This window comes from Pseudomonas sp. S11P7, assembly GCF_023195435.1.
Taxonomy (GTDB): domain Bacteria; phylum Pseudomonadota; class Gammaproteobacteria; order Pseudomonadales; family Pseudomonadaceae; genus Aquipseudomonas; species Aquipseudomonas fluorescens_G.
This window is the reverse complement of record NZ_JALPKS020000002.1, coordinates 5,100,700-5,127,569: the sequence shown is the minus strand read 5'-3', so window position 1 is coordinate 5,127,569 and position 26,870 is coordinate 5,100,700. Positions and strand designations below refer to the sequence as shown.

Annotated in this window: 23 protein-coding genes and 3 pseudogenes; 5 read left to right on the top strand and 21 right to left on the bottom strand. The window is 61.8% G+C overall.

Translation table 11 applies throughout. The annotated features are described in order from the left end of the window. Window positions 1-4: 4 nt before the first annotated feature. From M0746_RS23505 to M0746_RS23435, 15 genes are all read right to left on the bottom strand, one after another. Window positions 5-730, bottom strand: a complete 726-nt coding sequence (locus M0746_RS23505; protein ID WP_258450763.1) for a class I SAM-dependent methyltransferase — start codon at window positions 728-730, stop codon at window positions 5-7. Continuing rightward, window positions 727-1,974 (bottom strand): NAD(P)/FAD-dependent oxidoreductase, encoded by a 1,248-nt coding sequence (locus tag M0746_RS23500; protein ID WP_258450762.1) that lies wholly within the window; start codon window positions 1,972-1,974, stop codon window positions 727-729. The genes M0746_RS23505 and M0746_RS23500 overlap by 4 nt, the downstream gene beginning before the upstream one ends. Beyond that, window positions 1,961-3,124, bottom strand: a complete 1,164-nt coding sequence (locus M0746_RS23495; RefSeq protein WP_258450761.1) for a sodium:proton antiporter — start codon at window positions 3,122-3,124, stop codon at window positions 1,961-1,963. The genes M0746_RS23500 and M0746_RS23495 overlap by 14 nt, the downstream gene beginning before the upstream one ends. Next, window positions 3,121-5,460 (bottom strand): MMPL family transporter, encoded by a 2,340-nt coding sequence (locus M0746_RS23490; protein ID WP_258450760.1) that lies wholly within the window; start codon window positions 5,458-5,460, stop codon window positions 3,121-3,123. Before M0746_RS23490 ends, M0746_RS23495 begins: the two co-directional genes overlap by 4 nt. Continuing rightward, the gene (locus M0746_RS23485; RefSeq protein ID WP_258450759.1) at window positions 5,444-6,046 is read right to left on the bottom strand and encodes an outer membrane lipoprotein carrier protein LolA; all 603 of its coding nucleotides are present in this window, start codon (window positions 6,044-6,046) and stop codon (window positions 5,444-5,446) included. Before M0746_RS23485 ends, M0746_RS23490 begins: the two co-directional genes overlap by 17 nt. Next, the gene (locus M0746_RS23480) at window positions 6,043-6,468 is read right to left on the bottom strand and encodes an acyl-CoA thioesterase (protein ID WP_258450758.1); all 426 of its coding nucleotides are present in this window, start codon (window positions 6,466-6,468) and stop codon (window positions 6,043-6,045) included. The genes M0746_RS23485 and M0746_RS23480 overlap by 4 nt, the downstream gene beginning before the upstream one ends. Beyond that, window positions 6,461-8,005 (bottom strand): HAL/PAL/TAL family ammonia-lyase, encoded by a 1,545-nt coding sequence (locus M0746_RS23475; RefSeq protein WP_258450757.1) that lies wholly within the window; start codon window positions 8,003-8,005, stop codon window positions 6,461-6,463. The genes M0746_RS23480 and M0746_RS23475 overlap by 8 nt, the downstream gene beginning before the upstream one ends. Beyond that, complete coding sequence (locus M0746_RS23470) at window positions 7,986-8,933, bottom strand: LpxL/LpxP family acyltransferase (protein ID WP_258450756.1); 948 nt, start codon at window positions 8,931-8,933, stop codon at window positions 7,986-7,988. Before M0746_RS23470 ends, M0746_RS23475 begins: the two co-directional genes overlap by 20 nt. Further along, on the bottom strand, window positions 8,930-9,664 hold the full coding sequence (locus M0746_RS23465; protein WP_258450755.1) for a glycosyltransferase family 2 protein: 735 nt from the start codon (window positions 9,662-9,664) through the stop codon (window positions 8,930-8,932). Before M0746_RS23465 ends, M0746_RS23470 begins: the two co-directional genes overlap by 4 nt. Before the next feature lie 77 nt (window positions 9,665-9,741). Beyond that, on the bottom strand, window positions 9,742-11,421 hold the full coding sequence (locus tag M0746_RS23460; protein WP_258450754.1) for an acyl-CoA synthetase family protein: 1,680 nt from the start codon (window positions 11,419-11,421) through the stop codon (window positions 9,742-9,744). Then, on the bottom strand, window positions 11,418-11,963 hold the full coding sequence (locus tag M0746_RS23455) for a COG4648 family protein (protein WP_208939038.1): 546 nt from the start codon (window positions 11,961-11,963) through the stop codon (window positions 11,418-11,420). Before M0746_RS23455 ends, M0746_RS23460 begins: the two co-directional genes overlap by 4 nt. Next, complete coding sequence (locus tag M0746_RS23450) at window positions 11,960-12,214, bottom strand: acyl carrier protein (protein ID WP_208939037.1); 255 nt, start codon at window positions 12,212-12,214, stop codon at window positions 11,960-11,962. The genes M0746_RS23455 and M0746_RS23450 overlap by 4 nt, the downstream gene beginning before the upstream one ends. Window positions 12,215-12,223: 9 nt before the next feature. Continuing rightward, a complete protein-coding gene (locus M0746_RS23445; protein WP_258450753.1) occupies window positions 12,224-12,481 on the bottom strand; it encodes a phosphopantetheine-binding protein in 258 nt (85 codons plus the stop codon). Continuing rightward, window positions 12,462-13,271 (bottom strand): lysophospholipid acyltransferase family protein, encoded by an 810-nt coding sequence (locus tag M0746_RS23440; RefSeq protein ID WP_258450752.1) that lies wholly within the window; start codon window positions 13,269-13,271, stop codon window positions 12,462-12,464. The genes M0746_RS23445 and M0746_RS23440 overlap by 20 nt, the downstream gene beginning before the upstream one ends. Next, window positions 13,247-13,972, bottom strand: coding sequence for a beta-ketoacyl synthase chain length factor (locus M0746_RS23435; RefSeq protein ID WP_258450751.1), 726 nt, complete (start codon window positions 13,970-13,972; stop codon window positions 13,247-13,249). Before M0746_RS23435 ends, M0746_RS23440 begins: the two co-directional genes overlap by 25 nt. A 357-nt stretch (window positions 13,973-14,329) precedes the next feature. On the opposite strand from M0746_RS23435, the gene M0746_RS23430 reads away from it, so the two are divergent. After that, window positions 14,330-15,100, top strand: a complete 771-nt coding sequence (locus M0746_RS23430; RefSeq protein ID WP_090280512.1) for a ParA family protein — start codon at window positions 14,330-14,332, stop codon at window positions 15,098-15,100. A 129-nt stretch (window positions 15,101-15,229) separates the two neighbouring features. Here the strand turns inward: M0746_RS23430 and trxC are convergent, their stop codons facing one another. After that, window positions 15,230-15,664, bottom strand: a complete 435-nt coding sequence (trxC, locus tag M0746_RS23425; protein WP_258450750.1) for a thioredoxin TrxC — start codon at window positions 15,662-15,664, stop codon at window positions 15,230-15,232. A gap of 198 nt (window positions 15,665-15,862) precedes the next feature. Between trxC and M0746_RS23420 the strand changes: the two genes are divergently transcribed. Beyond that, window positions 15,863-16,297 (top strand): helix-turn-helix domain-containing protein, encoded by a 435-nt coding sequence (locus M0746_RS23420; protein WP_258450749.1) that lies wholly within the window; start codon window positions 15,863-15,865, stop codon window positions 16,295-16,297. A 7-nt stretch (window positions 16,298-16,304) separates the two neighbouring features. On the opposite strand, the gene selO is transcribed toward M0746_RS23420, so the two are convergent. The 5 genes and pseudogenes from selO to M0746_RS29610 form a co-directional block, all read right to left on the bottom strand. Next, on the bottom strand, window positions 16,305-17,768 hold the full coding sequence (selO, locus tag M0746_RS23415; RefSeq protein WP_258450748.1) for a protein adenylyltransferase SelO: 1,464 nt from the start codon (window positions 17,766-17,768) through the stop codon (window positions 16,305-16,307). Between the two features lie 48 nt (window positions 17,769-17,816). Then, entirely contained in the window at window positions 17,817-21,170 is a 3,354-nt protein-coding gene (gene mscK, locus M0746_RS23410) for a mechanosensitive channel MscK (RefSeq protein WP_258450747.1), read from the bottom strand. A 34-nt stretch (window positions 21,171-21,204) separates the two neighbouring features. Then, window positions 21,205-22,947 carry a potassium/proton antiporter gene (locus tag M0746_RS23405; protein WP_258450746.1) on the bottom strand — a complete coding sequence of 581 codons (1,743 nt, stop codon included), beginning with the start codon at window positions 22,945-22,947 and terminating at the stop codon, window positions 21,205-21,207. Between the two features lie 312 nt (window positions 22,948-23,259). Further along, window positions 23,260-23,859: pseudogene (locus tag M0746_RS29615) on the bottom strand (methyl-accepting chemotaxis protein); the annotation flags it as partial. Between the two features lie 303 nt (window positions 23,860-24,162). Beyond that, window positions 24,163-24,819: pseudogene (locus M0746_RS29610) on the bottom strand (MCP four helix bundle domain-containing protein); the annotation flags it as partial. A 342-nt stretch (window positions 24,820-25,161) separates the two neighbouring features. Between M0746_RS29610 and M0746_RS23395 the strand changes: the two are divergent. The 3 genes and pseudogenes from M0746_RS23395 to M0746_RS29605 form a co-directional block, all read left to right on the top strand. Further along, on the top strand, window positions 25,162-25,392 hold the full coding sequence (locus tag M0746_RS23395) for a hypothetical protein (RefSeq protein WP_007909525.1): 231 nt from the start codon (window positions 25,162-25,164) through the stop codon (window positions 25,390-25,392). After that, on the top strand, window positions 25,389-25,691 hold the full coding sequence (locus M0746_RS23390; RefSeq protein ID WP_186619599.1) for a cell division protein ZapA: 303 nt from the start codon (window positions 25,389-25,391) through the stop codon (window positions 25,689-25,691). The genes M0746_RS23395 and M0746_RS23390 overlap by 4 nt, the downstream gene beginning before the upstream one ends. Window positions 25,692-25,790: 99 nt before the next feature. Beyond that, window positions 25,791-26,861 (top strand): annotated as a pseudogene (locus M0746_RS29605) (HAMP domain-containing protein); the annotation flags it as partial. Window positions 26,862-26,870 lie beyond the last annotated feature (9 nt).

Here is a 26,870-nt window from a genome sequence, read left to right as displayed (position 1 = left end):
ACATTCAGGAGGTTCCTGCCGATGGCTTGCGAGCGACAACATTCACCAACGTCTCTTCCCGCTGCCCGAACGGCTTGGGCTTGCGCAACCCGAAGCGCTCCAGCAAGCCGAAGTCCTTCGACCGGCTCCACCACAGGTACGGGTAGGACACATTGCGCTCGGCAAACTCGAAACCCTGCTCGCGAATCATCTGCAGATACTGCGCCGCGCTCTTCTGCACATGCATCGGATGGCGGAACAGCCAGCGGATTACCCAGGTATCGATGTAAGCCTCGGTGGACTCGGCGAACAGCAGATAGCCGCCCGGTTTCAGTACGCGATAGAACTCGGCGAGGGCTTTTTCCTGCTCGACCAGGTGATGGAACGTCTGATGGCAGAACAGCAGGTCGACACTGGCGTCCGGCACATTGAGCTTCGCACAGTCGCTACCGATCAAGTCGACGTCCAAATCCAGACGTGCTGCTTCAGCAGCACTCAATTCGAGGCTGTGCCGATCGGCGTCGATACCGATCAGGCGCTGCGGGGAGAAGGTCTGGCGCAGATGAGCGAACGACTTGCCCTGGCCGCATCCGGCGTCGAGCAGCACCGGTTTTTGCGGCAGCGCCTCGGTGAACAACCCCCGCAGATCATTGATCGCCACGCGCAGTACATGGTGCTGCCAGGTGTGGCTGCGCAGGAACCAGAAACCGAAGCGGGTTTCCTCGACGTAGCTGTCGCTCAAGTGGTTCATGGGGCGTCCTTTGCACAGAGTTCGGAAATCATGTTCAGGCGTCGGCGCGCTTCGCTGACGAACGGGTTGCGTTCGTCCCAGGCGTAACCGGCGAGAATCGAGCAGATCATCCGGCGGATATCCGCCTGACCGTTTTCATAAAAAATCACGTCCTGAAAGGTGCCGGCGTACCAGCCCTCGACGTAGCAGCGGAAGGTGTCGACGCCGCGCTTGAGCGGCTCGGCAAACTCGCTTTGCCAATCGACCGCTTCACCTTGCAACTGACGGTGCAGCACCGCAGCGGCCGTGCTCGCTGAGCGCATGGCGATGGTCACGCCGGAAGAAAACACCGGGTCGAGAAATTCCGCGGCATTGCCGAGCAAGGCAAAACCCGGCCCGTGCAGGGTTTTTACATTCGCCGCATAGCCGCCGAGGGTGCGCGCCGGGGTATCCCACACGGCGTTGTTCAGTACGCCGGCCAGACTCGGCGTTTCCCTGATGAAACCGCGCAGGCAGGCATCCAGATCCGCATCGCGACCTTTGAAGTGCTCAGCTGCCGCCACTACGCCCACCGAGCAGCGGCCATTGCTGAACGGAATCGTCCAGAACCATACGTCGCGGTGTTCAGGATGGGTGGTGACGAGAATTTTCTCGCGGTCGAAGGCCGGGTTGTCGATGTGATCTTCGACATGCGTGAACACGGCCTGACGCACGGGGAAATTCGACGGTGCCTCCAGATCGAGCAAGCGCGACAACACCCGCCCGTAGCCGCTGGCATCGAGCACGAAATCGGCTTCGACGCGGTACTCGCTGCCGTCCTCGCGACGTACATCAAGCTGTGGTCGCGTCCGCTCGAAATCGACGCTGACAATGGCATCGCCGTAGCGGATCTCGGCACCTTGCAGGGCCGCTTGATCGGCCAGCAGTTTGTCGAAATCTGCGCGTTGTACCTGAAAGGTGGTCGGCTTGCCATCGGTGAAGGTGTCGCTGAAATCGAAGGCGCTGTAGCGCTCGCCCCAGGCGAAGGCGGCGCCGGTCTTGCGCTGGAAACCGGCGGCATTCACCGCCTCAAGCATGCCGGCCTCTTCGACGAAATCCAGGCAATGGCTGAGCAGGCTTTCACCAATGGAGAAACGCGGGAAATGCTGGCGTTCGATCACCAGCACATCATGGCCCTTGCGCTTGAGCAGGGCGGCGGCGATGGCACCGGACGGGCCGGCACCGATGATCACCACCTGACGCGATTGCAGTTCAGCGATTGGCACGGGAGCTCCGGGACAAATGAGAGTTGAGATTCGGCGGTGCGCGGTGCAGACCGATCAGTGCCGGCAGCAGCGTTGCGATCAGACCCATCAGCATCAAGGCAAAGTACAGCGCCGGGCTGATCAGTTGTTGCTGCAACAGCAGATTGAGAAAGACGATTTCACTCAAGCCGCGGATGTTCAGCAGCACGCTTTCGCGCCAGCGGCTGGCCCCTGCGAACGAAGCCCCGGCCCAGCCGAGGCCGAGCCAGTTGCCGAGCAGTTTACTGGCAATCGGCAACAGCAGCAGCGCCGCCCATTGCAACGCGTCGAGGCTGGCGAACGCGCTGTGCACATCGATCTGGACGATGCCGAAGGTGAGGATCAACGGAATCGCCAGCCACGTTTGCAAACGGTTCATCCACCGCGCCGGCAAGGGCAGCACCAACGGCACTTTCAGGGCGGCCATGCACAGCAGATAACCGATGCCGAGAATCAGTGCGTTGAGTTTGTAATGCTCGGCCATCACCAACAGCGCAAAGAAGCCGAGGCTGAACGTCAGCGGTCGACGCACACCGCACAGGCGCAGCAGCAACGGCACGCCAGCCAGGGCCAGCGGCAGCAACAGACTGCTCAGGTGCAGACTGCCCTGAGCGAGGCCGAACAGCGTCCAGCAGGTCAGATCGATGAGGATGGCGGTCTGCACCAGGCGGCGGGTGGCGGCGGGCGGGTAATCGATATGGCGCAGATACAGATACAGCACCGGGATCGCGGTAATCGCGAACACCAGCCCGATCGCCAGCGAACTCAGCCACGGCTGCGCGGGCAGCAGCCAACAAGCCGCCGCCAGACCCGCTGCGAAAGGCACGGCGAAACTCGGTAGAGCGATCTTTACGCTTTGCCGATCCAGTTTCAGATCGATGACATCGCTGAGAATGTGCCCCAGCAGCAGGGCGAAACTCAGGCTGTACAAACTGTTCAGCCACTCTGGTGCGATCAGTTGCGCGCCGCTGAGCTGCCAGCCCGGTTCGATCCAGACATACATCAACAGCGGCAGGCCGACACTGGCCAACAGCAACTGACTGACAATCGGGATCAGGCCGAAGTGGCGGCCAACGCGGGTCGCCACGGCGAATAATGCCAAAGCCAACAGCCAGAAAGCCGCGACCATCATGCGTGCGGCTCCGTGGCAGTGGCGCTGTGCGTATGGCGTCCGGCCCACGGCGCGAGCATGAAGCTGAACGCCAGACCGAGGCTCACCGACAGACCGAAGTTGCTCACCGCTGGCGTGCTGGACACCGCCAGCAGACCGAACGACAGCCAGGTTGTCACGGCGGCCAGCAAAGTGCCGAGCAAGCTCACCGCCGCGCCGCCGACCTGTTCACGCATGAGAATCGCGTAATCGACGCTGATCGCCGTCACCAGCAGCAGGCCGAACAGACTGAACAGCGTCAGCGGCTGACCGAGCCAGCCGAGGCTGGCCAGGCTGCACAGCGCCGCCAGCAGTGGCAGGGCGACGATGCGCAGCGCGCCACCGAGGCCGAACGGCAACATCAGCACCAGCACGATCAGCACGCAGGAGGCGAGCTTGAGTTCGGCAGCGCTGACCTGCGTCGCGGCGAAGACTTCATTCAATTCGCTGAGACGGTCGACCAGGCGCACGCCCGGCAAGTCCAGCGCCTGCACCCGCAGCAGCGCCGGGTTGTTCAGGCCTTGCAGGCTGGTGATCGCCGCGACGCCATCGTCGGTGGGGCCGAGCCACAGCGTGCGGTACGGCTCGCCGAGCGGACCGGCCAGCGCGGCGTCAATGTCCTCGGCAGGCACGCTCTGCAACTGCTGCAGCTCGGCTTGCAGCGCCGCCAGCGGTACGCCCAGGTCGAGCAGTGGCTGCCAGTGCTGCGGCAGCTGATTCAGCGCGGCGCGCACCCGCTCTTGCTGAGTGGGCGGGCTGACCAGTTGATCGAGGGCCAGATAGCCTTGCAGCTTGTCGAGATTGACCAGTTGCTGCAGACGCTCGCTGAGCGCCGCCTGACGTTCGAGCAGTTGTTCCTGATTGGCGGCACGAACCAGGAAAAACTGGCTGGTCGGCTGATAACCGGTGATGCGCGCAATGGTCTGCGCTTCATCGGTCAGCTGTTGCGGTGCGCCGACCCACTGGCGGATGTCGTTCTTGCTTTGCAGCTGCATCAGGCCGCCGGCGCAGAACGCAATCAGCAGCGCCAGCAGCACCGGCGTGCGCACGCGTGCGAGGATTCTTTCGCGCAGCGTGACCAGGCGTTCGGCCAGTTGCAGCGGCCATTGTGCCGGGCGCAGTTCGAGGTTGTTCAGCAGTGCCGGCAGCAGGCACACCGCGGATAAATAGGCGCCGAACAATCCGGCCGCGGAGAACACGGCAATCTGCGTCAGCGCCGGGAACGGCGTCCACGCCAGCGCCAGATAGCCGATAGCGCTGGTGACCAGACTCAGCGTCAGCCCGGAAAGCGTCAAACGTAGCGCCGGCCAACTGCGCCACGGCTTAAGGCTCCAGCTTTTCGATAAATAGTGCAGCGGATAATCCACCGCCACGCCGATCAGGCTGGAACCGAGCACCAGGGTCATTACGTGCATGTGGCCGAACAGCGCGACACACGCGACCGCGCCGAACAGCATGCCGACCAGCACCGGGACGAACGCCAGCAACACCCGCCAGCGGCGGAACGCGAGCAACAGCAGCAAGAGGATGCCGACCGTGGCACCGCCACCGACCCAGGTCATTTCCCGAGTCGCCTGTTGCTGGCCGTTGGCGGCATACAGCAAGCCGCTGGCGGCCAGCAGTTGTACGTCGGATTGCGCCGCTTGCGCGCGACTCTGCGCGAGCAGATCGGCGACTTGCAGTGGCAGGTTCATGTCGAAGGCGTTGCCGCGGGTGCGCGCCCGCAGCAGGACCCAGCTTTTGCCGTCGGCGTCGGCGATCAACGCGCCGCTGCCGATGTCCAGTTGCACCGCGCCATGTTGCGGCTGGCTGTTCTGGATGCGCCCGGTCAGGCCCAGCCAATCCTCCTGGCTCGATACCAGGCTGAAGCCGCTGAACGGGTCGAACAGCGCCTGAACCCGTTGCTGAATGAACGCGTCGGGATGTTCGATCAGCAGTTGTCGATCATCGGCCGAGAGCATCGCCAGCCGCCCTTGCAGCAGTTGTGCGCGCAGGGCCGGCAGATCGGCTTGCAGGTTCCACTGCACCTTCTCGAACAAGCCGCTGGCCTGCCAGTGCTCGCCGAGCGTCTGCGCCATGGTCACCGCCTGCTGGCGATCGGCGTGCCCGACCAGCACCAGCATCTCGCGGTTGAGCGGTTCCTGCATGCGTTGTTCGGCGCGCTGTTCGAGGGCGTCAGGCTGGGTGCCAGGCACCAGTTCCATGAGGTTCGCCGACAATGGTGGCCCGGCGCGCCACTGCCAGCCGGCCAGCGCAACAACCGCCAGCAGCAGGATCAGAAACAGCCACGGCAGCCTGCGTTCACTCGGCAAAGTCATGTTGCTCCGCGTCGCTCAAAGGCTGTTCGGCCGTGCTGTTCTGCATGCGCAGCACGGTAATGTCGCCCTGGGTTTCCAGCAGCTCGATGGTCTGCACCAGCGCGCCGCCGTCGATGTTGATCTGCTTGAACACTTGCTTGAGCAGCAACGAGCGCGGGGTCAGGGTCAGTTGCCACTGCTGCGCATCGCCTGTGAGCGCCAGTTCGAAATCCCGTTGCAGGCCGCTGCTGTCGCCTTGCAGTACGGCAAGGAACAAACGGTTCTGCTCGGCGCCGGCGCTCTTGTTCGGCAACAGTTGCCAGCCCGCACCGTCACGCCGGGCGATGCCTTTGGCGCTGATGCGGTAGTCCTGCTGCAACGGGGTTTTCAACAGCCACAGCAAACCGTGATTTTTTGCCAGGACGAAGCTGCCCTTGCTGATCAACGGCTGCGGCAGGGCGCGCAAGTGTTTTTCCTGGACGAACTGGCCGTGGATGACCTCCGGCTTCGCCAGTTGTGCGCTCAGTTGCTGCAGGTCGAAGGCCTGGGCCAGTGACGAGATGAGCAGCAGCGCCAAGGCGCTGAGGCTTTTGACGAGTACGTTCATCGCAGCATCCTTTCTACGGCGTCGGTAAAGACTTTCGGCGAGACCAGCTGCATCTCGCGGCGGCTGACTTCGACGGCGACCTGCACCGAGCTGGCGCGGGTCAGGCGCTCACCGGTTTGCAGGTCAGTGATCAGGTAATGGATCTTCAGACGGTTTTCCCACTCGACCAGACTGGCGCGCACATTCAGCCGCTGGCCGAACACCGCGCCGCGCACGTAGCGCAGTTGCAGGTCGATCACCGGCCAGGCGTAACCGGACTCGACCATGGCCGTGTAGTTGTGGCCGATCTTGTCCAGCAGCGCACAGCGTGCGACTTCCAGGTATTTGACGTAATGCCCGTGCCAGACCACGTGCATGGTGTCGACGTCGAAGAACGGCACGAGGATTTCCGTGTCGGCGTGCAGCACTCCGGCGCTACGCATGCAGCCTCCAGTGTTGCGCGGCAATGCGTTGCAGGCACAGGCGCAGCTCGCCTTCCAGCGCGCGGTCTTCGATGACCGGCGGGAAGTCTTTGCTCAGTTCCTCATGCATGGCGGCCAGCGCCGGCGGCAGCGGCCGCGCATCGTCAGCTTGTGCGCGCAACCACACGCCTTGGTTGGCGGCCAGCAAGGTGGCGGCGGCGACCTGTTCGGTCAGCTCCAGCACGCGGATCGCATCGCGGGCAGCGATGGTGCCCATGCTCACCTTGTCCTGGTTGTGGCACTCGGTGGAGCGCGAAAACACGCTGGCCGGCATGGTGTTTTTCAGCGCTTCGGCGGTCCACGCGCTGGTGCCGATCTGCACAGCCTTGAAGCCGTGATTGATCATGGCCCGATCCGCCGGAGCGCCGGAAAGGTTGCTCGGCAAGCCGTGGTTGTAACGCTCGTCGACCAGCAAGGCGAGTTGCCGGTCGAGCAGATCGGCAACGTTGGCCACCAGATTCTTCAGGCTGTCCATGGCGAAAGCGATGTGCCCGCCGTAGAAGTGCCCGCCGTGCAGCACGCGCTCGGCTTCGGCGTCGATGATCGGGTTGTCGTTGGCGCTGTTAAGTTCGGTTTCGATGAACGAGCGCAGCCAGTTCAGGCTGTCGGCCAGCACGCCGAGCACATGCGGGGCGCAGCGCAGCGAGTAACGATCCTGCAGGCGATGCAACGGCGCGGTCGGCGCGTCGATCGCCAGATCCCTGCGCAACCATGCGGCTACCTGCATTTGCCCTGGATGCGGTTTGGCCGCGAACAGCCGCTCATCGAAATGCTCGGGATTGCCTTGCAGCGCAACGACGTTGAGCGCGGTAATGCGCGTGGCCAGTTGCAGCAGGTAGTCGGCGCGGGCGAAGGCGAGGCAGGCGAGGCCGGTCATCACTGCGGTGCCGTTCATCAGTGCCAGCGCTTCTTTCGGGCGCAACACCAACGGCGTCCAGCCGAGTTCGCGGTGCACATCGGCGGCCTGGCGGCGCTCGCCACGCAAGAGCACTTCGCGCTCGCCGGACAGGGTGGCGGCGACATACGACAACGGCGTCAGATCACCGCTGGCGCCGACCGAACCTTCTTCAGGAATCAGCGGCAGGATGTCGTGTTCGAGAAACGCCTGCAGACGCTCGAGCAACTCGATCCGCACGCCGGACACGCCGTGGCACAGCGATTGCAAACGCGCCGCCAGCACCGCGCGGGTGGCTTGCGCGTCGAGCAGTTTACCGAGGCCGCAGCCGTGGAAGGTGTAGAGGTGACGCGGCAATGCTTCGACGTGATGCAGCGGCACCGCCACCACGCAGGAATCGCCATAACCGGTGGTCACGCCGTAGATGACGCCTTCCTTGTCCAGCAGCGAATCGAGAAACCGCGCGCCTTTGGCGATGCGCTCGCGGTAATCGGCATCGTTCTGCAATTGCACGGGCACCTGACGGTTGGCCAGGGCCAGCACGTCTTCGATGCGCAAGGGGCGTTCGCCGAAGGTTACCGGCTCAGGGATTGGCGTGGTCATCGGTTTTCCAGAAAGGGTAGAAGTTGAACCATTGCTGCGGGGCTTCAAGGCAATAGTGACTCAGGCGCTGCGCATAAAGACTGGCCCACTGATGAATGACCTGCTCGCGCTCGGGACGCGTCCACACCACCGCGTCGGCGAACGGTTCGAGGGTCAGGCGATAGTGGCCGTCGGGTTGTTTCAGGCACATCAAAAGATTGACCGGGCATTTCAACAGGCCGGCCAGCAACCACGGCCCTTGCGGAAATGGCGCCGGGTGGCCGAGAAAGTCGACGGTGACGCTGCGCCCGCCATGCAGCGGCACGCGGTCGCCGGCAATCGCCAGCCACTCGCCGCGCTCCAGCCGTTCGTGCAGTTGCAGCATGATCACCGGGTCGAGTTCGCTGACCTGAATCAGGCGCAGATTGGTTGCCCCGGCCTCGCCGAGCAAGCGATTGAACTGCTCGGCGTGCTTGGTGTGCACCAGCACGTTCATGGTGACTTTTTCGCCGATTTCCGCCAGCGCGCGACACACCTCGAGGTTGCCCAGGTGCGCGCCGACCAACAGCTGACCACGAGTGCCGCGCAACTGCTTGCGCAACAACGCCGGGTCGATGATTTCGATCTGCTCGATGCGCAGCTTGCCGTTCCACACGTCGAGCTTGTCGAGCAGCGAATCGGCGAAGGTCATGAACTGGCTGAAGACGCGCCAGTGGCTCGGGCGCAGATCGTCGCGCTGACTCCATTCGGCCAAGCGCTGCTGGTACTGCCAGGCGCTGCGCCGGGCGATGCGGCCGAACAGGAAAAAATACAGCACGATGCCGTACAGCAACGGGCTGAGCAGACGGCGACCAAGGACCTTGGCGGCCACTGCGGTGAATTTCATCAGCAGGAAGCTGCCGCGCTCTTCGCGGTCGGCCCAATGCTTGTTGTCGGTTTCTTCGCTCATGGTTTGCACCGGCGCCAGAGGATCACCGGCAAGCGCAGCAACATGCCGAAGAACAGCCGCGTATGCATGCTGGAAATCAGCGCGTTGTCATGGAACAGGCGAAAGTGCGACACCCCGTCCAGCGGGTAATGCACGCTGGTTTGCAACCAGCGCATCGGCTGGTTGCGCCACGCCAGGCGCACGAGGATGTCGGAATCGAAATCCATGCGCTTGCCGACTTTCGCCGAGTCGATCACCGCCAGCGTCGGCGCCAGCGGATACACGCGAAAGCCGCACATCGAATCGCGGATCTGCAGCGACAGCGTGTTGATCCACACCATGACGTGGGTCAGGTAGCGCGCGTACAAACGCCCCTTGGGCACGCTTTCATCGAACAGCGGATAACCGCAGATCATCGCCACGGGATGTGCACGGGACTCGGCGACGAACCGGGCGACATCGTGCAAATCGTGCTGACCGTCGGCATCGACCTGCAGGGCATGGCTGAAACCCAGCCGTGAGGCTTCGCGTAACCCGGTCATCACCGCGCCGCCCTTGCCCTGATTGGCGGTAAGGCGCACCAGAAACACGTCTTCACGCTGGGCCAGGCCATCGAGTACACGCGCGCAGGACGGTGCGCTGGCATCGTCGACCAGAATGCACGGCAGGCCCTGGGCGAGGAGGGCGTCGACCACGCTGCCGACTGCGGTTTCGTGGTTGTACACCGGAATCACGGCGCAAGGCTTATGCATGCCGGTTCTCCTTTGGCACACCGCGACCTCTGTGCGAGCGAGCCTGCTCGCGATTGAGTGCGCAGCACTCACCGAGATCAACCATGTTCAGCCCCCAGCAAGATCCGCCCACTGGAACACGTCGCCGTGTCATTGCGATAAGCAAAATACAATTTGCGCCGCTCGGCATCGAAACGCAGGTGCAGTTGAATTTCATCACCCGGGCGCACCAGTTGCTGGAATTTCAGCACTTCCATGCCGGCGAATGCACCGTCGAGTTTCAGTAATTGACGGCCGAGATTCAGCGCCCACTCCACCTGCACCACACCGGGCAAAACCGGCGCTTTGGGAAAGTGTCCGCTGAAGTAGGCCAGGTCCGGCGGCACGCTGAGTTGCAGACTCCACTCACCGTTCGTTTCGATCTGTTCCAGCACTTCAGGCGCTTTCGGGCGCGGCGCAATCAACAAGGCGTCGACTTCGGCCTGGGGCAGTTTGCCCTGGCTGTTGAGCGGTAGTTGCCGCAGCAGCCGCCAGCGCCGGGGCAGGGCCAGCGCTTCACAATGCGCCTTGAGGCGTTCGCGCAGCGACTCGGTCAGGCTGCGGCGACCATGTTCACGCAGTGCAAACAGACCGGCATCGCTGAGCACCAACAAAGCACCGAGCGAGGCGCGATTTTCTTGCACCACGCCCAGGCGTGCTTCGGCGACCCACTCGTGGGCAACCAGGGCCTGCTCGAGCATGGGCAGGGAGATGCGTTTTTCTTCGAGTTTGACGATCCGGTCGAGGCGCCCGAGCAGTTCGAAACGCCCATCGGAAGCAATGCGTGCGGCATCGGCGGTGTGTTCGATGTGCCCGGCCGGCAAGTAGGGTGAGGCGATCAGCAGCGCGCCGTCGCTGTCCTGGCTCAGTTCGACGGCGGTGAACGGTTGCCACAGTGCCTGGCCCTGACGCCAGGCGATTCCGCCGGTTTCCGAGCTGCCGAGAATTTCCGTCGGCCATTGCTGCAAGCGCTGATACAGGCTTTGCGCGGCCTCATGAGGCAGCGCGCCACCGGAGGAAAACACCCGGCGCACCGCGCTCAGCGCCGGCCAGTCGAGGTTGTCGCCCATGCGCTTGAGCAGTGCCGGGCTGGCGACCCAGGCGAAGGCCGGGTGTTCGCGGCTGGCGCGCTGCACGTCTTCGGGGAATGCCAGTTGCTTGCGCGCGAACGGGCGCCCGGCGCACAGCGGCCACAGCACGCGAAACAGCAGGCCGTAGATGTGCTGGGTGGCGACGCTACCGATGATGCACGCTTCTCCCAGATCCGCGCCCCACAACTGTTCCAGTGCCTGGACTTCATTGGCCAGTTGGCGCAGCGTTTTGTCGATGCGCTTGGGTTCGCCGCTGGAGCCTGAGGTGCACAGGCTCAGTCGGCATTGATCGAGATCCAGCGCCGCGCCCGGCAAGGGTGGCTGCTGAAGTTCATCGAGTCGGGTATCGCCAGGCTGATCGGTCAGCCACAGGTCGACGTCGCCCGTCCAGCGCTGGCGCGTCTGCCCTTGCAGATCCGCAGGCAACAGCACGCTGACGCCAGCACGCCATGCCCCCAGCAGCGCGATGGCCAGTTCGGCGGCATCTTCCAGGTGCACGGCCAGATGGCGCACGCCTCGTGCCTGCAGCGCGGCGGCGACGCTCAGCGCCTGCTCGCACAGCGCGGCATGATCAAGTGCCGGTGCGTGGCTGACGGCCCGCAGCGGTTGGGCCTTGAGCAGCAGGTGCTCAAGTTTTATCCAGTTCATGTACGGCCTCTTACCCGTTGTCGTATCAGCCATTCAATGGCAAACATCAGGCCGATCAATCCATAGGAGATCAGGCCGGTGTACAACATCCACCAATCCAGCGGCGCCCACAGGGTCAGGAGGGCGGCGCACAAACCGTTGCAGAAGAAAAACACACTCCAGGCCAGGGTGACCTGGCGCGTGTAGCGAATCGCCTCGGGCGGCAGATCCGGCTCACGCAAGCGCGCCAGCCGCTCGACCATCGGCATGCCGAACGTCAGGCTCGAGGCGAACAGCACCAGCATGAAGCCGCTGATCAGCACCGGGTACCAGCGCAGCAATTGCGGGCTGTCGAACAGCGCCAGGAGCACGCAGAAGGCAATCGCCACGCCTGCCATCCAGACGCTGCCGGGTTTGCGCTCGCCGCTCAGCACCCGCGCCAGCCACAGACTGCCCAACAGCAGGCCGAACTGCCACGGCGCGAAGTGCTCCATGCCGAAATACACCGCAAACGGGTACAACAGGCCGGCCAGCAGCAGGCCGAGGCCGATCAATCGGCTCATGCGGCCGGTTGAACCAGACGGTAGACCGCCTCGACCACATCACCGACGGTGCGCACCGCTTTGAATTCTTCGGCGGCGATTTTCTTGCCGGTCTGGCGTTTGATGTGATCGATCAGATCGACCGCGTCGATGCTGTCGATCTCCAGATCCTGATACAGGTTGGCGTCCATGCTTACGCGGGCCGGATCGAGCTCGAACAGCTCGACCAGGGCGTCGCGCAGGGTGTTGAAAATATCGTCACGAGTTTGCATGGTCCGGTCTCAAGCTGCTTTGGCCGTGACAAAAGCCGCGAGGCTCGCCACGTTGGTGAAATGGTTGCGAGTGTCTTTGGCATCGGCGTCGATCTTGATGCCATATTTTTTCTGGATCGCCAGACCCAGTTCCAGCGCGTCGACCGAGTCCAGACCCAGGCCTTCGCCAAACAGGGTCTGCTCGTCACCAATGTCGTCGGGGCCGATGTCTTCGAGACCGAGGGCATCGATGATCAGCTGTTTGATGTCACGGTGCAGATCGCTCATCTTCGGCGAGCTCCTTAATGAAATAGTCATGCAAATAATCGTTGAGCTTGCGCGAGGCTTGCGGTGCGGGCCCCTGCGCGGCGAAGGTCTGTGGGTCTATATCGGCGCCCACGCGAAAACTGAAGTGCACGCGGCGCTTGGGAATGCGGTACCAGGGTTCGGCTTTGGTCAGGGTGGTCGGGCTGACCTTGATGATGACCGGCGTGAGTATTTTCGCACCGCGCAAGGCAATCGCAGCGGCCCCCCGATGAAAGGCCGGCGCCTGTCCCGGCTGGGTCCGAGTGCCCTCGGGAAAGATGATCAGGGTCTGGCCGTCTTGCAGGGATTGGGCCGCGGCGTCGAGCATGTCCATGCTGCCGTCATTGCTGATGTATTGGGTGCTGCGCAGCGGGCCGCGGGTGAAGGGGTTTTCCCACAGGCTTTGCTTCACCACGCAATTGGCCTGGCGCACCAGGCCGATCAGGAACACCACGTCGATCAGCGACGGGTGATTGGCGATGATCATCTGCCCCGGTCGACCGAGGCGCTCTGCGCCCTCAATGTCGTAGGTCAGCACACCGGTGCGGGCCATGAAACGCACGAAAAACCAGAACAACCGGCTGACGGTTTTGCGCGCGCGTTGCCTGTGCGCAAGCGCGTCGCCGGACAGGCAGTTGAGCAACGGAAATACCAGCAGGCGCAGGCACAGGCCGCCCAGCCCGAACAGGGCGAAGCTTGCGGCAGTGGCCAGCAAGCGCCAGTAATAGGCGTCGCGGTTTTTCTCGGTCACCGGTTGCGTTGCCAGGTCCATACACGATTTTTCCACGCATGTTGGCAATGGGGTTGCTGGCCGAGCAGGGTACGCAGCAGATTCAGCGCGTGTGGCCAGTGCGCCTTGGACCGTGTTTGCGGGGTGCTGTTCAAGGTCAGCCGCCAGTCGGTGCCCGGCGTGAGCAGAAGCCCGAGCGCATAAGGGAAGGGCACGTCATCGACCCATGCCGAATAGGCCGCCGGTGGCTGTTCCTCGGTAATCACCAGCAGCACCGCCGGAGCGCCTTCAGCCAGCAGGGCCGCAGCCTCGAGCATGCCATGTTCGAGACCGTCGCCCGCGGCGGCGAGGGCGGTCATTTCACTGGTTTCGCCGCGCATGATCGACCACAGCCCGATAATCGCGTTGTGCACCGAAAGGCTGAACTGGGTGGGCGACAGCGGTTGTTCGTTGGCCAGATCGCAAAGGATGTCGTAGGTGCGCGGGGTTTCGCCGTGACGCGAGACAAACACCAGCGGCAGGTCGTCCCGTCCGTCGGCCAGCGGCCAGCCCACGCTGAAGGCCATCCGCGCCAGACGGCTCAGGCGACGGCGCTGCATGGCCGGCAAAAACGACACATCGGGCGCGGCATCACTGCTCTGAAGCACGACCGGTTGGCGGCTCCAGGCCTGCCAGGCGTCCACGCTGTCGAGCCCGGGGGCCCACGCGCGCCATTGGGCGATGTTGAAGTTGATCACGGACATTCATCCCGCCCCTACGGGCAATTATTGACGCGTTGAATCGCCCAGGCCGCGGCAGGCCTGACGTGGCGCTCGGCGCCGGGTGGCGCGCATTATCCCGGTGCGACGGGTGTGTAGCAAATGCTGGTTACATTTTGCTCAACGAAATGTACCGAGCGGTTCGCCGGGGTGACTGTCACATGGCCATTATCCAGATTCTCAGCGGCGTGTCTGTCGGCCTTCTCGGCGATCGGTGGTGGTTATCACGCTTTCTGATCGCAGATTTTTGCCCCTGAGGTTGTAGTCCGCGTCCGTGAAGGTAGCGAAGCGAGGTCGCGCGCATCTACACTCGGTCATTCTTTGATACACGGAGGTTTTGTCATGCGGCGCGTGGTGTTCAATCAGAAAGGTGGCGTAGGCAAGTCGAGCATTGCCTGCAATCTGGCGGCGGTCAGCGCCAGCGAGGGTTATCGCACACTGTTGGTCGACCTCGATGCCCAGGCCAACTCCACTCAATACCTGACCGGGCTGACTGGCGATGACATTCCGATGGGCATCGCCGATTTCTTCAAACAGACCCTGTCCTCCGGGCCGTTTTCAAAGAAGAACCAGGCCGACATCTACGAAACCCCGTTCGACAACCTGCACATCATCACCGCCACCGCCGAACTGGCCGACTTGCAGCCCAAGCTCGAAGCCAAACACAAGATCAACAAGCTGCGTAAATTGCTTGATGAACTGGCTGAAGATTACGACCGAATCTACCTCGATACGCCGCCAGCGCTGAATTTTTACGCGGTTTCAGCGCTGATCGCCGCCGATCGGGTATTGATCCCTTTCGACTGCGACAGTTTTTCCCGTCAGGCCCTGTACGGACTGATCGCCGAAATCGAAGAGCTCAAGGATGACCACAACGAAGGCCTGGAAGTCGAAGGCATTGTGGTCAATCAGTTCCAGGCAAGGGCCAGCCTGCCGCAGCAGATCCTCGATGAACTGATCGCCGAAGGCTTGCCGGTGCTGCCGGTGTACCTGTCCAGCTCGGTGCGCATGCGCGAATCCCATCAGGCCAGCATGCCGCTGATCCACCTCGACCCACGGCACAAGCTGACCCAGCAGTTCGTTGAGCTGCATGACCTGCTCGAAGGCCACTGATCCCCCCGACCACGCAAATCCCTGTAGGAGTGAGCCTGCTCGCGATCAGGCCGTTACATTCAAAGCTTGCGTTGACTGACACGACGCCATCACGAGCAGGCTCACTCCTACCATTGGATCTGTGGTGGGTCAGATTCCTTGGGTGCGCAACCACGCCATCAACTGCGGCAACGGAAACGCGCCACTCTGCCGCGCCACTTCCCTGCCGTTCTTGAACAGAATCAGGCTCGGAATCGAGCGAATCCCCAACTGCGCCGACAACTGCTGATTGGCCTCGCTGTCGAGCTTGGCCAACCGACACTTGCCCGCCAACTGCGCCGCCGCCTGCTCGAACACCGGCGCAAATGACTTGCACGGCCCGCACCAGTCCGCCCAGACGTCCACCAGCAGCGGCAGATCGCCCTTGATCTGACTGGCGTTATCGCCTTGCTTGAGTTCGAAGGGTTTGCTCAACAACACCGCCGATTTGCAGCGCCCACATTTGGGCTGATCAGCCAGGCGCTCGGCGGGAATGCGGTTGAGGCCGTTGCAGGACGGGCAGGGGATGAGGAGTGGTTCGGGCATGATGGGCTCTCCAGCGGAAGTCTATGAGACTGATCTGGAGGCAAAGTCACCATTATCAAGGATAGGTCCGTAGGTCATTACCTTCTCTATTAGAGGAAATGGCCTACGTGCGTCAGTGCGGAGGCTGACTATCTGTATCCGATCGAATCAGTAATCTTGTGCGGACTTGAACAAGTCATCTTTTGGATATCCATCTTTATGACCGTCAAAACAATCAACCGCCTCTCACTCTCGGAGCCTTTAAAGGGTTCTGAATATCGAAATACGGGAGTCTTCCCCCATTCGCTGCATCGTCCAGAAAATGAAGATGACTACGATACCTTGGTGCTAGTGCTCGACGAACTTCTAGAGATTACGGGCGACGATGAGTCGCATCCTTTGATGAGCCTTGTCGATATCATCGGTGACTGGATCGAGGAGTGGGATCACACCCATCACCCCATGGCCCAAGCGAGTGGCGAAGAGGTTCTCGGTTACATGATGCGCGAACACGGCCTGACCCAAAGCGATTTGCCGGGCGTCGGTCCTCAATCCGTCGTTTCGGAAGTTCTCAGTGGCAAGCGCAAGCTGAACCTGCGCCAGATTCGCTGGTTGGCTGAGCGCTTCAATGTGCCCATCGACGTGTTTACCTGATTCTGCCTCAGGAAGAACAACTGACCTCCAGATGCTTGCCCCACTCCGGCGGCCGTTCGGCGTAACTCTCCATCCCCGTCTGCTGTTCAAAAGGTTTGCTCAACACGGCGTGCAGTCGACGTACTTCGGAATAATCGCCTTGCTCAGCCGCATCAATAGCTTTTTGCGCCAGGTAGTTGCGCAGGATGTACAGCGGATTGACCGCATGCATCCGCGTGCGGCGCTGCTCTTGATCGGTATCGCCATCGCGAGCAACGCGGGCCACATAGCGTTCGCCCCAGGCATCGAAACCCTTGATGTCGACAAAGTCATCACGCAAGCGGGCGACGGCCTGTTCGGCTGACTCTTCACCGAGGCGGCGGAAGAACAGCGTGTAATCGACGCCGCTGTTCTGCATCAGTTGCAGCAGGTTTTCCAGCAGTTGCTGGTCGTCGTCTTCGGCAGAAGTGAAGCCGAAACGGCGGCGCATCAGGTCGAGGTAATGCGCCTGGAACAGCGGCAGGTACAAGCCGAGGGTTTCGCGCAGGGCTTCGACGCTGATGAACGGCGTCAGTGCCTGGGCGAGGGCGCTGAGGTTCCACTGGCCGACCGGCACCTGATTGCTGAACGAGTAACGGCCCTGATCATCGGAGTGGTTGCAGATGAAGTTGGCGTCGAAATCATCCAGAAAGGCGAACGGGCCGAAGTCGAAGGTGATGCCGAGGATCGACATGTTGTCGGTGTTCATCACGCCGTGACAGAAGCCGTAGGCCTGCCATTTGGCGATCAGTTCGGCATTACGCTCGACGATCTCGCGGAACATCGCCAGATACGGTTCCGGTTGTTCCAGGCATTCGGGGAAATGCATCGCAAGGACGTGCTCGCCGAGCTGCTTTTGCTGCTCCGGGCGCTTGGTGTAGTAGAAATACTCGAAGTGGCCGAAGCGGATATGACTCGGCGCCAGACGCAGCACCATCGCCGCGCGTTCTTGTTTCTCCCGCCAGACCGGCGTGTCGGAGCCGATCACGCAGGCTGCACGCGAGGAAGGAATGTTCAGCGCATACAGCGCTTCGGAAGCGAGAAATTCGCGGATCGAAGAGCGCAATACTGCGCGGCCATCGCCCATGCGCGAAAACGGCGTCTGCCCGGCGCCCTTGAGGTGCAGGTCCCAATGTTCGCCGGCGTTGTTGTAGACCTCGCCGAGCAACAAACCACGACCGTCGCCCAGTTGCGGCGTATAGCCGCCGAACTGGTGACCGGAATACACCATCGCCCTTGGTTCGGCATCGGCCCACAGCTTGTGGCCGCCAAACAGTTCGGCAAATTCCTCGGTTTCGGCGGTCGCCGGGTCCAGATCGAGCAGGGCCAGTGCGGCCGGGCTGGCCACTACCAGCCTTGGATTGTCGATCGGCTCGGGGAGTACGTGGGCGGAGAACGCGTCGCCCAGACGGGCGAAGCGATTGTCGAAAGTCAGTTCGTCGAGGGCTTTCACAGGCCGGCTCCAGCAGAATGTCCGAGCATTCTGCTGGGACCATAGCGGTTAGTCGAGTTTGCTCGGCGGCGGTTCCGGCAACGGTTTCTCCGCATCGACGACCGGCGCGATGGTTTTGTTCTCCGGCTCCACCGGCACCATCTTGTATTCCTGACCGTGAAGATTTTTCAGATAAATCTCCATTTGCCGGAACGAGATGTTGATGTGCTGCTTCTTGAACTCGCGGTTGATGAAGCGGTTGACCTCATCAAGCACCGGGTTGCGGTCGCCGAGGTCGCGCACATGCATGCGCAACTCGTGATCAAGGGTGCTTTCGCCGAAATTGAGGAAGTACACGTGCGGCTCCGGTTCCTTGAGCACGCGCGGGTTTTCGCGGGCGGCCTTGAGCAGCAGTTCCTTGACCAGATCCAGGTCCGAGCCGTAGTCCACGCCGAGTTTGAGGGTGACGCGGGTGATGGTGTCGGTCAGCGACCAGTTGATCAACTGGCCGGTGATGAACGTTTTGTTCGGGACAATGATGTCCTTGCGGTCGAAGTCGGTGATGGTCGTGGCGCGGATGCGGATCTTGCTCACCGTGCCTGACAGGTTGCCGATGGTGATGGTGTCGCCGATCCGCACCGGACGTTCGAAGAGGATCATGATGCCGGAGATGAAGTTGGCGAAGATCTCCTGCATGCCGAAGCCGAGGCCGACCGACAGCGCCGCCACCAGCCATTGCAACTTGTCCCAGCTCACACCAAGGGTCGACAGGGTCGAAACGAAGCCGACGCCGGCAATCACATACGACAACAGGGTCGTTGTTGCGTAGGCGCTGCCCTGGGCCAGATCGAGCTTGGACAATACAAACACTTCAAGCAGTCCGGGCAGGTTGCGCGCCAGGGCGAAGGTGATGCCGATGATGATCAGCGCGCCGAGCATGTCGCCGATGCTGATCGGCACCATGCTCATGTTGGCGCCGGTGCCGCTGGTGTATTCGTAGAGGGTGATGTTGTCGAGGTACGAAAACACCGAAATCAGGTCCGACCAGACCCAGTACAGCGCGGCGATGAAGCCGCCGAGCAGGGCCAGACGGATCAGGCGCAGGGACTGTTCGTTGACCTTTTCGATGTCCAGCGTCGGTTCTTCGATCACCGCTTCGCCGTCGCCAGCCTCTTTCGCCGCCTGTCGTTTGGCCAGCGCGCGTTGGTAAGCCAGACGCCGTGCGGCAACGCTCAGACCGCGGACGAATGTGGCCTCGATCACCAGCCAGAACATCAGCAGGTACAGGGTGTTGATCAGCCGGTCGCTGAGTTTCAGCGCGGTGTAGTAGTAGCCGAAGCACACCGCGACAAACAGGGCGATCGGCAGCAGGGTGAACAGCACGCCAACAGCTTTGCGGAACAGCGAAGTGTTTTCGTGGGTCGGGCTGGCGATCAGCAAGCGGCTGAGCAGCCACGCCATCAGGGCGTAGCAGGTCAGCACCACCGGCATGCCAAGCACATCATCGGCCAGTGCGGCCGGTTGCAGTTCGGCGACGGCCACGATGGTCACCAGCGCCATCACCACCAGACCGAGGCGACGGATCCAGCCTTGGAGAAATTCGACCTGCGGTTTTTCCCAGCGGAAGTGCAATTCAGCCACGCCGCCCGGCGCGAGAATCCGGTAGGCGGTGTAGAACACCAGCCACGCCTGACCCATTTGCAGCAGTGCCGCGCCCATATTGGCGTTCTGCCCGCGGGCGTCGATTTGCAAGGCCAGCCCGCACAGCGCCAGACCCAGCGCCACCGGCATCGCCAGCAGAATGTTGATCAGGATCGCCTGCGGCGTATGCCACTGACTGTCGCGTTTGAAGTGACCGATGTCCTGATGGACCTTGTTCAGCCGCGCATAAAGATTCTTGCGCCGCCACAGCAACGCGCCAATCAGCAGCGCCAGCGGCAGGAACAGCAGCGGCCGCTGGGTCAGGCCGTCGACCAGCTCACTCAGGCTCGATGCCCACGGCAGGGTGTTGACCTGACGCTCCAGACGTTCCGGCACGCCGCGCATCCATTCGACGTCCAGCGGTTTGTTGCTGGGGATCCAGAACATCTGTTCATCGAGGGTCGCGCGCAGGCTCTGCGCGGTGCTGAGCAATTGCTTCTGGTTGAGCTGCAGGGTGATCGACTCGTTGAGCACGGCGCTCAACTCGCGGTTCAGCCGTTCGAGCAGATCAGCGCGGGTGTTGGCCAGATCCAGCAGGCTTTTGCGCAGTTGCGGGGTGACCTGTTCCGGCGGTTGCGTGGCCAGCAGGTTGTCGACGTAGGTCGCCGGGTTGCTGAGCAATTCGCGCTGCTGGCTGACTTCGAATTGATACAGGCGAATATCGGCGATCTGATCGGCCAGGTCGCGATCGACCTTGAGGTGCGGCAGGGCCTGTTTCTGCTTATAGAGAATCTTCGACAGCAGCAGGCTGCCCTTGAGCACGTTGATCTGCTCATCAAGGGCCGAGTCGCTTTGGGTCAGGCTGTCGAGTTGCTGTTTGGTCTGCAGGTTCTGCTGGGTGACTTCGTTGAGGCGGTCGGTGCTTTTGAGCAGATAGTCGGAGAGTTTGAGGTTGGCTGTACTTTCACTGGCGAGCAGGCTGCTGCCACCGGCCTTCTGCGCTTCGATCGACTGCTGCGTCACGGTTTCCTGCGACTGCGCCAGACGCTTCTGGTTGATCAGGGTTTGCAGTTCCTGAATTTCGCGGTCGAGGCGATCGGACTTCTCCGAGAGCAGGTCATGTTGAGCGTTGCCCAGATCCTGCAACTGGCTGTTGCCGGCCAGTTCCTGACGGCGCAGCGGAATTAAGGCATTGAGCGCTGCGAGTTCGGCATTCAACTGGTCGCGCTGTTCGGCGCTGACGGTTTTACCCGCGTCCTTGCCGGATTTGAGGATGTTGTTGATCTGCTGAATACGCGTCTGGCTGGCGGAGATTTCCGCCTGGGCACGCTCGGGGCGAGTCTGCGCGGTGATGATCAGGCTGTTGGCGTCGGCAAGGGCCTTTTGCAAGTCGCTTTGCTGGGTCGAACGCTCGGTAAGGATCTGCTCCAGTTGCGGAATCGACTCCTTGGCGAAACGCTGCGCCACTGGCACCACGGCAGTGGCCTTCAGGCGTGCCAGCTCGCGGGTGTTTTCGATGGTCTGCCTGGGGGCGCTGGCCAGTTGCTGCTTGAGATCGACCAGTTTCTGCTCGTAATCCCGCCGATTGGTCAGTTGCGTGAGGGTACTTTGCAGCACGCCCTGCAAGGTCTTTTTATCGGCATCCGGCAGTTTGCTGTCGGCCAGCTTGTCGAGGCTTGCCTGCACGGCATCGCTGGACGGTGGTTCGGCGGCGTACAACGGGCCGACGGTGAGACTCAGGCCCAGCAGGGCCATGGCAAAAAAGGAGCGCAGGGTAGGCATAGAGACCGGTCAAGCAAGTGAGAGTGGACGCAGTTTAGAGGAAGAGCCCGGGGCCCGGGCGACTTCCTTCGGGGAATCTGACGCCCACTTTGCCGATCTTGTTCCCGTCCATGACTGCCACGGTCCAGTGGGTGTTGTTCCACTCCACCTGGTCACCGACGACGGGGGCACCGCCGACTTTCTGCGCAATGAAGGCGCCCAGGGTCATGTCCGGATCGATGCCATCGGCCGGCAAGCCATAAAGTGCAGCAACCGCTTTAAGCTGGGCGTCTCCTTCGAGCACGAAGTCGCCGAAAAAGCGCAGATCGAGGCCGCGCTGCGGCGCCTGACTGAACAGTTTTCCGAGGGCGCCGAGGTTGTGTTCATGGCCGATAACACACAGCAAATCATCGACTTCCAGCACCGTACTACCCGACGGATGGAGCAGTTGCTGACCGCGAAACAGGGCGGCGATGCGTGTGCCTTCGGGCATTTTCAGCTCGCGCAGGGGCGAACCGATGCACCATTTCTCAGCGCCGAGCTTATAGACGAACAGCTCCCACTCGCTGGTGACATGCACCTCCAGCGCCGAGCGGGAAATCGGCGCCGGCTCCGGCGGTACCGTTACTTTCAGCAGTTTCGCCACCCACGGCAGGCTCGTGCCTTGCAGCAGCAGCGACACCAGCACGATGAAGAACGCCAGATTGAAATACAGCTGCGCATTCGGCAGCCCGGCCATCAGCGGGAACACCGCGAGAATGATTGGCACCGCGCCACGCAGGCCGACCCAGGAAATAAAGGCTTTTTCGCGGCCATGGAAAGCCTTGAACGGCAGCAGGCCGACCATCACCGACAGTGGCCGCGCAAACAGAATCATCCACAGCGCCAGACCCAGCGCTGGCACGGCGATCGGCAGCAGATCGTGCGGGGTGACCAGCAGCCCCAGCACCAGGAACATGCCGATCTGTGCCAGCCACGCCATGCCATCGAGCATGTGCAGAATGCCATGACGGCTGCGCACCGGCCGGTTGCCAATCACCAGACCGCACAGGTAAACGGCGAGGAAGCCGCTGCCGTGCAGAGCGTTGGTCAAGGCGAACACCACCAGCCCGCCGGCGATCATCAGAATCGGATACAGACCGGTCGCCAGGTTGATCCGGTTGACCAGTTGCAACATCACCCAGCCGCCGCCGAGGCCGATCACCCCGCCGATGCCGAATTCGCGGATCAGGTGGGTCAGCAGGCTCCAGTGCAGGCCGGTCTGGCCGCTGGCGAGCATGTCGATCAGGGTGACGGTGAGAAACACCGCCATCGGGTCGTTGCTGCCGGATTCGATTTCCAGCGTGGCGGTGACCCGTTCGTTGAGGCCCTTGCCACCGAGCAGCGAAAACACCGCTGCGGCGTCAGTCGAGCCGACGATGGCGCCGATCAGCAGGCCCTGAATCAGGTTCAGGTCGAACAACCACGCCGCGGCCATGCCGGTGAGCCCGGTGGTGATCAGCACGCCGACGGTGGCCAGCGACAGGGCTGGCCATAAGGCCACGCGGAAACTCGACACCCGCGTGCGCAAACCGCCGTCGAGGAGGATCACCGCCAGCGCGAGGTTGCCGACCAGATAGGCCGTCGGATAGTTATCGAAAATGATCCCACCGCCATCGACCCCGGCGGCCATGCCGACCGCGAGGATGATCACCAGAATCGGAATGCCGAGGCGCGAGGAAAGCGAGCTGACCAGAATACTTGCGCCTACCAGCAACGCGCCGATCAAGAACAGGCTGTTGATGGTCGTCGCATTCAAAGGCAGTACTCCAGAAGCGTAAAGACAGGCACAAACTGACCATGCAGTCTGCGTGCCAGCGATTCTAACCTGTTGAAATGTGATGCTGTCAAAAAGCTTTTTCAGCGAGGCATCCGGATCTGCGCTCGGCGGGCGACCGCTGCCCTCACCTAGCCCTCTCCCGGAGGGAGAGGGGACTGACCGCGGTGTTTATGCGCATCACGCCGACCGGATAATCCAGAGTCGAACGCGAAATTTGAAAGGCCCCCAATCGGCTCCCTTTCCCCTCGCCCCCTGGGGAGAGGGCTGGGGTGAGGGGGTAAGCTTTTGACCTTAGAGGCTGAACCGCCCAACCATGTTGTTCAGATCCAGCGCCAGTCGCGACAACTCATTGCTCGCCGCGCTGGTCTGATTCGCCCCGGTCGCCGATTGCACCGACAGATCACGAATGTTGACCAGATTGCGATCAACCTCGCGCGCTACTTGCGCCTGCTCTTCGGCGGCGCTGGCGATCACCAGGTTGCGCTCGTTGATTTCGACGATGGCGCTGTTGATGGTGTCCAGCGACATGCCGGCACCGCGGGCGATGTTCAGCGTCGATTCGGCGCGCTCGGTGCTGTTGCGCATCGAGTCGACGGCGTGTTCGGTGCCACTCTGGATGCTGCCGATCATCCGCTCGATCTCGCTGGTCGACTGCTGCGTGCGATGAGCCAGTGCGCGAACTTCATCGGCGACTACCGCAAAACCGCGTCCGGCCTCACCGGCACGGGCCGCTTCAATCGCCGCGTTCAATGCCAGCAGGTTGGTCTGATCCGCCAGACCACGAATCACGTCGAGCACCTTGCCGATATCGCGAGACTCATTGGCCAGATCGCCAATCAACGACGCCGTGCTCTGCACATCAGCGCTCATGCGTTCGATGGCGCTGACGGTTTCCTGCACCAGATCGCGACCGTCGCCAGCCGAAGTGGTGGCATTCTTCGAGGCTTCCGAAGTGCTGACGGCGTTGCGCGCAACTTCTTCTACGGCGCTGGTCATCTCGTTGACCGCGGTGGCCGCCTGTTCGATTTCGTTGTTCTGTTGAGTCAGGCCACGGGCGCTTTCGTCGGTGACGCTGTTCAGCTCTTCGGCGGCAGAGGCAAGCTGGGTGGCCGAGCCGGAAATGCGCTGCAGGGTGTCGCGCAGTTTCGCTTGCATCTTCGCCATGGCCGCGAGCAGACGCCCGGCCTCATCGCTGCCATCGACCTGGATCGGCTGGGTCAGGTTGCCTTCGGCGATGGTTTCCGCCGCGTCGAGTGCCTTGGCGATCGGCTTGGTGATGCTCACGGTCAGCAACCAGGCGAACAGCATTGTCAGGCCGGAGGCGATCAGCAACAGGGTCACGACCAGATTGAAGGACATGGAATATTGGTCCTTGGCGCCCTGATCGATGTCGGCGATCTGCTGGGTATTGATGTCCAGCAAGCGTGCCAGCGCGGTATTAACCGCTTCCGAGTTGGCCAACAGGTCGGTGTTGAGCAGTTGCTGCAATGCGTCGATCTGATTGTTGCGCGACAGGGTTTTCATCCGCTCTTCGAGCTGGCGGTATTGTCCCAGCAACTGCACATACTGATCGTATGCCGAGCGTTCTTCCGGGCTGGAAATCAGCGGCTCGTAAGCACGTTGCGCCTCGGTGATCTGGCGGTTGCGCATGTCGAACAGTTCGATGGTTTTCTGCTGCACGTCCGCTTCGCGGTTGATCAGCAGGCGATACGACAGCACGCGCAAGCGCAGGGTCAGCTGGGTGAATTCATCCAGCGCCTTGATCGACGGCACGCTGGTGTTGGCGATGTCTTCGCCCGCCGAGCGGATCTTGCTCATCTGATTCAAGGCGAAGACGCCGAGAATCAACATCAGGCCGCCGATCAGGGCGAAACCGGTGAACGCCCGGGGGGCGATATTCATATTGCGAAGGGACATGGACGGATACCGAAAAGGGCCGCATCCATGCGGGTTGAGCTGCTGTATGGCTGACTTATCGGTCATACGACTAAAGTCTTGAGGTGGTGTGCGTATTTGTCGCAGCGGGGGCGGGGCGACGAAGTGCAGGAACCAGATCGGCAGATCACAGTCTTTTAAACTCGCGGGAACGGTCCCCCGCCAGGAAAATCAAGGCTTTGCGCCGGTTTAACCCTGGCATCCGTGGTGACTTTTCTTTATCGTACGCGCCCTTTGAAAAACGCTTGGAAGATCAAAATGTTGGAAGCATCCCTCAGCCAATTGGAACAGCTCGTCAGCGACCTGGTGCAACAGAACCAGACCCTCGCGCAGACCAACCAGACCCTGTCCACGGAACTGGCCCAGGCCAAGGATGAAAATGAAAGCCTGCAACTGAACCTGATGGAGCAGGAAGAAAAACACGGCGCCACCGCTGCCCGCATCCAGGCACTGGTTGATCGCGTCAACGCCGGCCCTGTCAGCGCATGAACCACGGCACAGCAGGGGTAAAAGTCATCTCGATTCTCGGGGAGGACTATTCGATCAAGGCACCGGCCGGGGAAGAACAGACCCTGCTGGACGCGGCCATGATGCTCAAGGCCACGCTGGAAGACACCAAGCGCAAATACCCGACCCTGATCGGAGACCGCTTGCTGGTGCTGGCGGCGATGAATCTGTGCTCGCAGCAGATTGAAATGAAGAAGCAGCACCAGGAAGAACTCGACCGTTATCAAGAGCAAGTCAGCGCCACGGTCGACACCATCGCCAAGACCATCAATCAGGGTTGAGGCTGTTGGGCACAACCAAAGAATAGATTGTCGATTGCGCTGTATACAATCGGCACGGCTGTTGCAGTGTTTCAGCCACTTATTCTTTGGGGGTGCTCCATGCAGTGGTGGCGACGCAGTATCCAATGGCAGCTGATTCTCGGCATGGGCGCAGCCCTGTTGCTCAGCATTCTGATCGTGGTTGGCATTTATACCCTGGTGGTCAATCGCCTCGCCCAGTCCTATCTGGTCGAGCAAGCGCTGCCGTCGAGCATTGAAGCGACGCGCAACGATATCGAACGCATCCTCGTGCAACCGCTGACGGCGGCCAAGGACATCGCCAGCAATTCCATGGTCCGCGACTGGCTCGCGGCAGGCGAAGACAGCGGCAAACTCGCGGGCTTCGCGCAATACCTGGAAGGCATCCGCGCCGAACACAAAGCTTTTACTGCTTTGATCATCGGCACCGAAAGCAATCACTACATCACCGAAAAAGGCCTGGATCGCACCCTCAGCCGGGACAAGCCGGCGGATGCCTGGTTCTATGCCTTTCTCGACAGCGATCAGCCGCGCACTCTGAATATCGATAACGATGGCGCGACCGGTGAGCTGGCATTGTTCATCGATCTGAAGGTCGTGCAGGCCGGCAAAGTGGTCGGCGTCGCCGGCCTCGGGCTGAGCATGAAAGAGCTGTCGGAGCTGATTCACAATTTCAGCTTCGGCGAGCGCGGCAAGGTCTATCTCGTGCGTTCCGACGGTTTGATTCAGGTGCATCCCGAGGCGCAGTTCAGCGGCAAGCGCACCTTGAGCGAGCAGATCGGCACCGATGCAGCGCAAGCGCTGCTGGGCCATAAGAATGCGGTCAACAGCAGCTTCCAGCGTGACGGCGAAGACTTCCTCGCGTTCAGCCTGCCGCTGCGCGATCTCGGCTGGACGCTGGTGGCCGAAGTGCCGCAGTCACAGATCTACGCAGAAGCGCGTAAAGCCATGTGGATGAGCGGCGGTATCGGTCTGCTGGTGGCGTTGGTCTGCCTCGCATTGATCGTTTGGCTGGCGCGAGGGCTGGTGCGGCCGATTCGTCAGGTAACAGCGGCGCTGGTAGCAATCGGTAGCGGTGGTGGAGATTTGACCCAGCGGTTAGATTCTAGCCGCGCCGATGAACTGGGTGACCTTGCGCGCGGCTTCAACCGCTTCCTCGAC

Bases quoted from the DNA above. Each gene is read 5' to 3' on its own strand.
- mscK (WP_258450747.1), bottom strand. From the start codon at position 21,170: ATGCCTACCCTGCGCTCCTTTTTTGCCATGGCCCTGCTGGGCCTGAGT.
- M0746_RS23440 (WP_258450752.1), bottom strand. From the start codon at position 13,271: ATGGACCTGGCAACGCAACCGGTGACCGAGAAAAACCGCGACGCCTAT.
- M0746_RS23495 (WP_258450761.1), bottom strand. From the start codon at position 3,124: ATGATGGTCGCGGCTTTCTGGCTGTTGGCTTTGGCATTATTCGCCGTG.
- M0746_RS23470 (WP_258450756.1), bottom strand. From the start codon at position 8,933: ATGAGCGAAGAAACCGACAACAAGCATTGGGCCGACCGCGAAGAGCGC.
- trxC (WP_258450750.1), bottom strand. From the start codon at position 15,664: ATGCCCGAACCACTCCTCATCCCCTGCCCGTCCTGCAACGGCCTCAAC.
- M0746_RS23455 (WP_208939038.1), bottom strand. From the start codon at position 11,963: ATGAGCCGATTGATCGGCCTCGGCCTGCTGCTGGCCGGCCTGTTGTAC.
- M0746_RS23430 (WP_090280512.1), top strand. From the start codon at position 14,330: ATGCGGCGCGTGGTGTTCAATCAGAAAGGTGGCGTAGGCAAGTCGAGC.
- M0746_RS23475 (WP_258450757.1), bottom strand. From the start codon at position 8,005: ATGACCACGCCAATCCCTGAGCCGGTAACCTTCGGCGAACGCCCCTTG.
- M0746_RS23485 (WP_258450759.1), bottom strand. From the start codon at position 6,046: ATGAACGTACTCGTCAAAAGCCTCAGCGCCTTGGCGCTGCTGCTCATC.
- M0746_RS23465 (WP_258450755.1), bottom strand. From the start codon at position 9,664: ATGCATAAGCCTTGCGCCGTGATTCCGGTGTACAACCACGAAACCGCA.
- M0746_RS23490 (WP_258450760.1), bottom strand. From the start codon at position 5,460: ATGACTTTGCCGAGTGAACGCAGGCTGCCGTGGCTGTTTCTGATCCTG.
- M0746_RS23395 (WP_007909525.1), top strand. From the start codon at position 25,162: ATGTTGGAAGCATCCCTCAGCCAATTGGAACAGCTCGTCAGCGACCTG.
- M0746_RS23480 (WP_258450758.1), bottom strand. From the start codon at position 6,468: ATGCGTAGCGCCGGAGTGCTGCACGCCGACACGGAAATCCTCGTGCCG.
- M0746_RS23505 (WP_258450763.1), bottom strand. From the start codon at position 730: ATGAACCACTTGAGCGACAGCTACGTCGAGGAAACCCGCTTCGGTTTC.
- M0746_RS23450 (WP_208939037.1), bottom strand. From the start codon at position 12,214: ATGCAAACTCGTGACGATATTTTCAACACCCTGCGCGACGCCCTGGTC.
- M0746_RS23445 (WP_258450753.1), bottom strand. From the start codon at position 12,481: ATGAGCGATCTGCACCGTGACATCAAACAGCTGATCATCGATGCCCTC.
- M0746_RS23390 (WP_186619599.1), top strand. From the start codon at position 25,389: ATGAACCACGGCACAGCAGGGGTAAAAGTCATCTCGATTCTCGGGGAG.
- M0746_RS23435 (WP_258450751.1), bottom strand. From the start codon at position 13,972: ATGTCCGTGATCAACTTCAACATCGCCCAATGGCGCGCGTGGGCCCCC.
- M0746_RS23420 (WP_258450749.1), top strand. From the start codon at position 15,863: ATGACCGTCAAAACAATCAACCGCCTCTCACTCTCGGAGCCTTTAAAG.
- M0746_RS23460 (WP_258450754.1), bottom strand. From the start codon at position 11,421: ATGAACTGGATAAAACTTGAGCACCTGCTGCTCAAGGCCCAACCGCTG.